General features: G+C 71.6%; 4 protein-coding genes and 1 pseudogene. 3 read left to right on the top strand and 2 right to left on the bottom strand.

Annotated features, from left to right (window positions below; genetic code table 11):
• Nucleotides 1–521, bottom strand: a pseudogene (locus ACFV6I_RS09185) (hypothetical protein); the annotation flags it as partial.
• Nucleotides 522–835: 314 nt separating this feature from the next.
• Nucleotides 836–1990, bottom strand: a complete 1155-nt coding sequence (locus ACFV6I_RS09180) for an ATP-binding protein (RefSeq protein ID WP_380424056.1) — start codon at nt 1988–1990, stop codon at nt 836–838.
• Nucleotides 1991–2302: 312 nt separating this feature from the next.
• Between ACFV6I_RS09180 and ACFV6I_RS09175 the strand changes: the two genes are divergently transcribed.
• The 3 genes from ACFV6I_RS09175 (at nt 2303) to ACFV6I_RS09165 (ending at nt 4711) form a co-directional block, all read left to right on the top strand.
• On the top strand, nt 2303–2554 hold the full coding sequence (locus ACFV6I_RS09175; RefSeq protein WP_380424055.1) for a hypothetical protein: 252 nt from the start codon (nt 2303–2305) through the stop codon (nt 2552–2554).
• A complete protein-coding gene (locus ACFV6I_RS09170; protein ID WP_380424054.1) occupies nt 2548–3120 on the top strand; it encodes an SMI1/KNR4 family protein in 573 nt (190 codons plus the stop codon). The genes ACFV6I_RS09175 and ACFV6I_RS09170 overlap by 7 nt, the downstream gene beginning before the upstream one ends.
• Before the next feature lie 193 nt (nt 3121–3313).
• Nucleotides 3314–4711, top strand: a complete 1398-nt coding sequence (locus ACFV6I_RS09165; RefSeq protein ID WP_380424053.1) for a restriction endonuclease — start codon at nt 3314–3316, stop codon at nt 4709–4711.
• The last annotated feature ends 242 nt before the right edge of the window (nt 4712–4953 follow it).

The following is a 4953-nucleotide window of genomic DNA, read 5'->3' as shown; positions in this document are numbered from 1 at the left end:
CCGTGGCGGCTGTTGCACGGGTTGTGGGGGGTGGCGGTGGGGGCCGTGGGGCGGGGCGGGGCGGCCGGCGTCAACCCCGCGTCGGGGGGGGCGCCCCCCCCCGACTGGCGCAGCACGTACACGTGGGTGCCGTCGGACAGGACCTGGAAGGGGGCGGCGGCGCCGAGCCGGGCGGTGCTGGACAGGAACCGGTCCAGCTCCTGGTCCTCCAGCCGCTCCGCCGCGTCCGCCTCGACCCGGCCGCCGCGCTTGACGACGGGCATCCGCACCGCGCCCGCCACCGCGTAGCCGACCCTCGCCACCTCCGTCGGGAAACGCAACGCCAGCGGATCCTCCGACCAGTACGCCGCGTCCGCCTCGCCCTTCGCCTCGTCGTGCTGCGACAGGTCCAGGACGCTGTAGACGATCCGCCGTTGGTCGTCCATCGCGAACGCGACCGTACTGCCTTGGTGCCGCACGGTCGTGGTGTGCACGTAGGCGCGGTCGCTGTAGACCTTCGCCAGGTGCTGCGTCTCCGTCAAGCTGCCACCTCACGCCGGGTGGCCGAAGGGCTACCGACGGCCACGCGATCAACACAGAACGTGCTCACGCTTTCACCGGACGTGACTGATCATCAAGATACTTTCGGGCCACGGAACATGGCCGATCACGCCATCCGGCCCGGGCGCTCCGGACACTCCGGGCGGGGGGCGGTCGCCGATAGGTCACGGCCCTGCGGGGTTTTGAGATCGGCCGCGCCCTGTGGCTGGCGGGGTCGCCGGGATCGTCTGCGCCCACCGAAAAGCCCAGGCCGGGGACCAATCCCGACCTGGGCTTCGGTGTCTTCGGTGTGCTGTCAGTGGCCGGTGGTCATCGAGATCCGGGCGAGGACGGCGGTCGCCTGCGCCGGGTTGACGCGGAGCCAGGCGGCCAGGTGCTCTCGAACGGCCTCGGCGACGCAGGCGCGGACGGGCCCGCTGCCCAGTCGTTCGCGGGTGGCCCCCTCGAACTCGGGGCGATCGAGCTTCACCGACACGACCGCCGTCAGGCCCACGCCGAGCTGGGCGGGGGTGAGGTCGGGGTCGGACGGCATGAGCAACTGCTGCTCGCGGGCATGGGCGTTGAGCGCGGCCGCCAGGCCGTCGCGGAAGCCGAGCTCGTGCGTGCCGCCGTTGGTGGTCGGCCGGCTGTTGGCGTAGCTTGCGACCCGCTCCTCGCGCGAGTCGCACCAACGGAAGGCCACCTCGACACTTCCCTCCATTTCGGAGTACTCGCGCTTGAAGCCGATCACGTCCGGGTGGAGGGGGGCGGCGCCCTGCTCAACGATGCGGTCCCTCGGTCCGCCCGGGAACCGGAAGCGGACGGCCCGGGGCACCGCGGGGTCGCGGTCATCGGTCAGAGTGACGTCCAAGCCCCGGTTCAGGAAGGCCAGTTCCCTGAAACGCTCGGCCAGCGCGTCGAACGAGAACTCCAGAGTCTCGAAGATCTCGGCATCGGGCCGGAAGGTGATCGCGGTCCCGCTGCCGTCGGCCGGTCCAGCGTGGGCGGGCGTCGCGACAGCCACACCTCGCTCGTACTCCAGCACCCAGCGGGCGCCGTCGCGCCGCACCTCGGCCGTCAGACGGTCCGACAGCGCGTTGACGACGGCCAGTCCCACGCCGAAGTAACCGCCGAGCAGCGAGCGCCGGTTGGCAGGCTGCGCCCCCCAGCAGAGCACGGTCAACCGGGTCTCCAGCGCAGGGCCGTCACTGTGACCGGCGTGCTCGACCGGGACGCCCATGCCGTCGTCGGCGACGCGGACGCCACCATCGGCGGTGAGGGTGATCTCCACACGGCTGGCGGTACCGCCGAGGATCTCGTCCAGCGCCCACTCGGCGGCCTCGAACACCAGGCAGTGCAGGCCGCGCTCACCGACCGATCCGATGTACATCCCGGGCCGCTTCCGAACGGCCTCCAGGCCCTCAAGAACCACGATCTTGCTGGCGCCGTACGCCCTTGATTCCTCGCCCATGATGCCCCCTCCGAAGGTGCCCGACAAAGCTCCCCCAGCCTAGGAGATTTCCGAGAAAACACCAGGTCAGAGCCAGTTTGGCGAGGCCGCTGACGGGCTCCTGAGAGGCAACCGCGAGCGCCCGGCCGGGACGGCTGCGCACTGCCGCCGCGATCCGGCCACGGCCCCCTGAGGGGCGCCTGAGGCACTGTTCCGGGCGGCTGCGGGGCCACGAGTTCCAAGAATTTTCACGTCGCCCCGGGCGTACAGCGTCTGCCGCTGTCGGACGGGACGCCGAGATGGTGTCAGCGGCCTGTCGTACAGTCGCCACCTGTGACAACGACCCTGATGACGTACGCGGGCACCACGGGGCCCGACGCGCCGCCCACCCGCACCGGCGGCGCGCCGCTGGCCCCGGCCGGGACTACCTGGCCGCAGTGCGCCACCTGCGACGGACCGATGCTCGTCGTCCAGCTCAAGGAAGGACGGGACCACGCCGCAGCGATGAACTTCGGCGGCCGCGGCAAGGCCTACGCCTTCGCGTGCGAGCCCTGCGCACACGCCGTGTTCCTGTGGCAATGCTGACACCAGCAACCTCGCACCCCCGCCCGGAGGGCCGAACCGCGCTGGAGCAGCTACGCGCGATGCTCGGGGAACCCTCGTGCTGGGGCCGGGCCAGGCCCGCGATCTGGGACGCCAGTGAGCGGCACCTCGGTTTCCGGCTGCCGGCCGACTTCAAGGCGTTCCTCGACCTGTACGGCCCCGGCTCGGTGGACGGCTACCTGACGATCGACCGGCCGATGGACACCACACCGGCCGAGCTGGAGCGCCACTGGGGACCCCCACCTGAGCGTCCGGCCTGGTACGGCGAGATCGACGAGGACTGCTGGGAGGTGGACGAGTCCGACGTCCAATCGGGCATTCTGCTGCTGTGGGGAAGCGACGAGCACGGCAGCCGGTACTTCTTCCGCGCGGTCGAGGACGAGCCCGCCGAGTGGCGGATCATCATCAGCAGCGACGAGGTCGAGTGGTTCGAGACCGCCGGAACGTTCACCGAGTTCCTGGTGCGCTGCTTCCACCGGATCGACCGCCCCGACTTCATGGACTCCAGCTGGCCGAGGCCCGGCGCACGCTACGAAGCCCGCGAGTGAGCCCGCGCTCAACGGCCTGGGCTCCCGACTGACAGCGGCGCGTTGTGCACCAGGCCGCTTGACCCGGTTCTCCTGCCCCGGCCCGAGGCTACGGATTCCCAGCCGTCTCCACCGGGTAGTGCTGCTCGGGTAACGCAGAGGCTGTAGAGGGCCGCCGTGCCGGTGTGCGCGGCAATGGACCAGGGGGTGGATTGTGGCACGCCGCAAGACGGTGGCGGAGATCCTCGCGGAGGCGTACCGCCTGAAGCAGCAGGCGAAAGCCGCGGAGGCCCGGCGAGGAACGCAGCAGCAGGCACCCGCCAAGCCCTCCGCGCCGGCTCCACCTCGCCCCCGGAAGCGGACGGTCGACCCTGCGGTCGAACACGCCCGGCTCCTGGCCGCCGGGGAGAAGCACCTCAAGCGCGAGGAAGCCACCCGTGCGAGGGAAGCCGCCCGGGTGGAGGCCGAGTTGGCCAAGCGCCAGGCCGCACGCCGTCGAGCGGAGGAGGCGAAGAAACGCGAGGAGGCCCAGGCCGAGAAGGAAGCCCAACGACAGGCCCGGCAAGCGGAGACGGCCCGCCTCAAAGCCCAGGCCGACGAGGGAACACTCCAATGCCGCTTGCGCCGCGAGGAGTTGGAAGCGGTCCTGCTTCAGCGTCCCGAGGGTCTCGACCTGTGGCATCCGCACGTGGAACAGGCCTTCGCCCACGACGGCCCGCAAGGCGTCGCCAGCGTCGTGGAAGACCTCTTGAGGCGCTCTCCGGTCCCCGAGGGCTGCCGAACGGCGGCCCACGCGGTCTACGTCCCCGAGGCGCAGCAACTCCTGGTCGAGGTCGAGCTCCCGAGCCACGAGATCGTTCCCACGGTGGCCTCCTACCGCTACGTGGCGCAGCGGGCCGAGGTCGTCCCCCAGCCGCTCAAGCAGGCCGAGGTCCACGAGGCCTACGCCCGGCTCGTGGCCCGCCTGGCCCTCCGCGCGCTTGACGAGGCGCTCTCCGCCACGCCGGCCGCGTTCGTGGACAGCGTCATCCTCAACGGCCGCGTCAACGCGACGGATCCGGCAACCGGCCAGGCCGTCCGGGCGTGCGTCGTCAGCGTCGTCGCCCAGCGCGAGGACTTTGCCGAACTGGTCCTGGACGAGCCGAGACTGGACCCGCAGCAATGCCTCCACCGGCTCGGCGCCACCGTCTCCAAGCACCCCCACGACCTGGAACCGGTCACACCCATCGTCGAGGCGGACCTGTCGCGCTACCGCATCATCACCGACACCGCCGTGGTCGCCACGCTGGACAGTCGGCCGGACCTGCTCCAGATGAACCCCTACGACTTCGAGCGGCTGGTGCGCGAACTCTTCGAAGCCATGGGCTACGAGACCTGGCGCACCCAGGGATCCCGCGACGACGGCGTGGACGCGGTCGCCATCCTGAACGACCCCACGGGCTCCAGCGTCTTCGCCATCCAGGCCATCGGCCTGTCCGCCGGAGTCGTTCTGGCCAGCGGGTTTCGCGGTTGTCCCACCGAGGTGTCCACCAGTGTTGTCCTGCGGCCACGTCCACTTCCTCTGCCGCCGCCGGCTGCGGTGTTGCCCGGGCTGGGCACGGGGACGTGCTGAGCTGCTGGTGCAGCTCGGGGTGGTGGCACTGACGGGGCTGCCGATCCTGCGGCTGCCCCGGGTGGTCAGCTGAGCTGAGACGCGGGTGGTCGGCCGAGAGCTGAGCGGGACCGGCCGCGCCCGGTACGGCAGCAGGGCTCGGACCGCGCGCGCCGGGCGGGGCCCGCGCCCCCGCGGGCGCCGGCCGGCGGGGGGCGGGGGGGCGCCCGATTACATTAGGGGCGCCCCGCCCCGCCGCGCCG

It is taken from the genome of Kitasatospora sp. NPDC059803 (assembly GCF_042732255.1).
Classification (GTDB): domain Bacteria; phylum Actinomycetota; class Actinomycetes; order Streptomycetales; family Streptomycetaceae; genus Kitasatospora.
The sequence above is the reverse complement of the archived record's forward strand: the minus strand, read 5'-3'. Positions and strand labels throughout refer to the sequence as shown.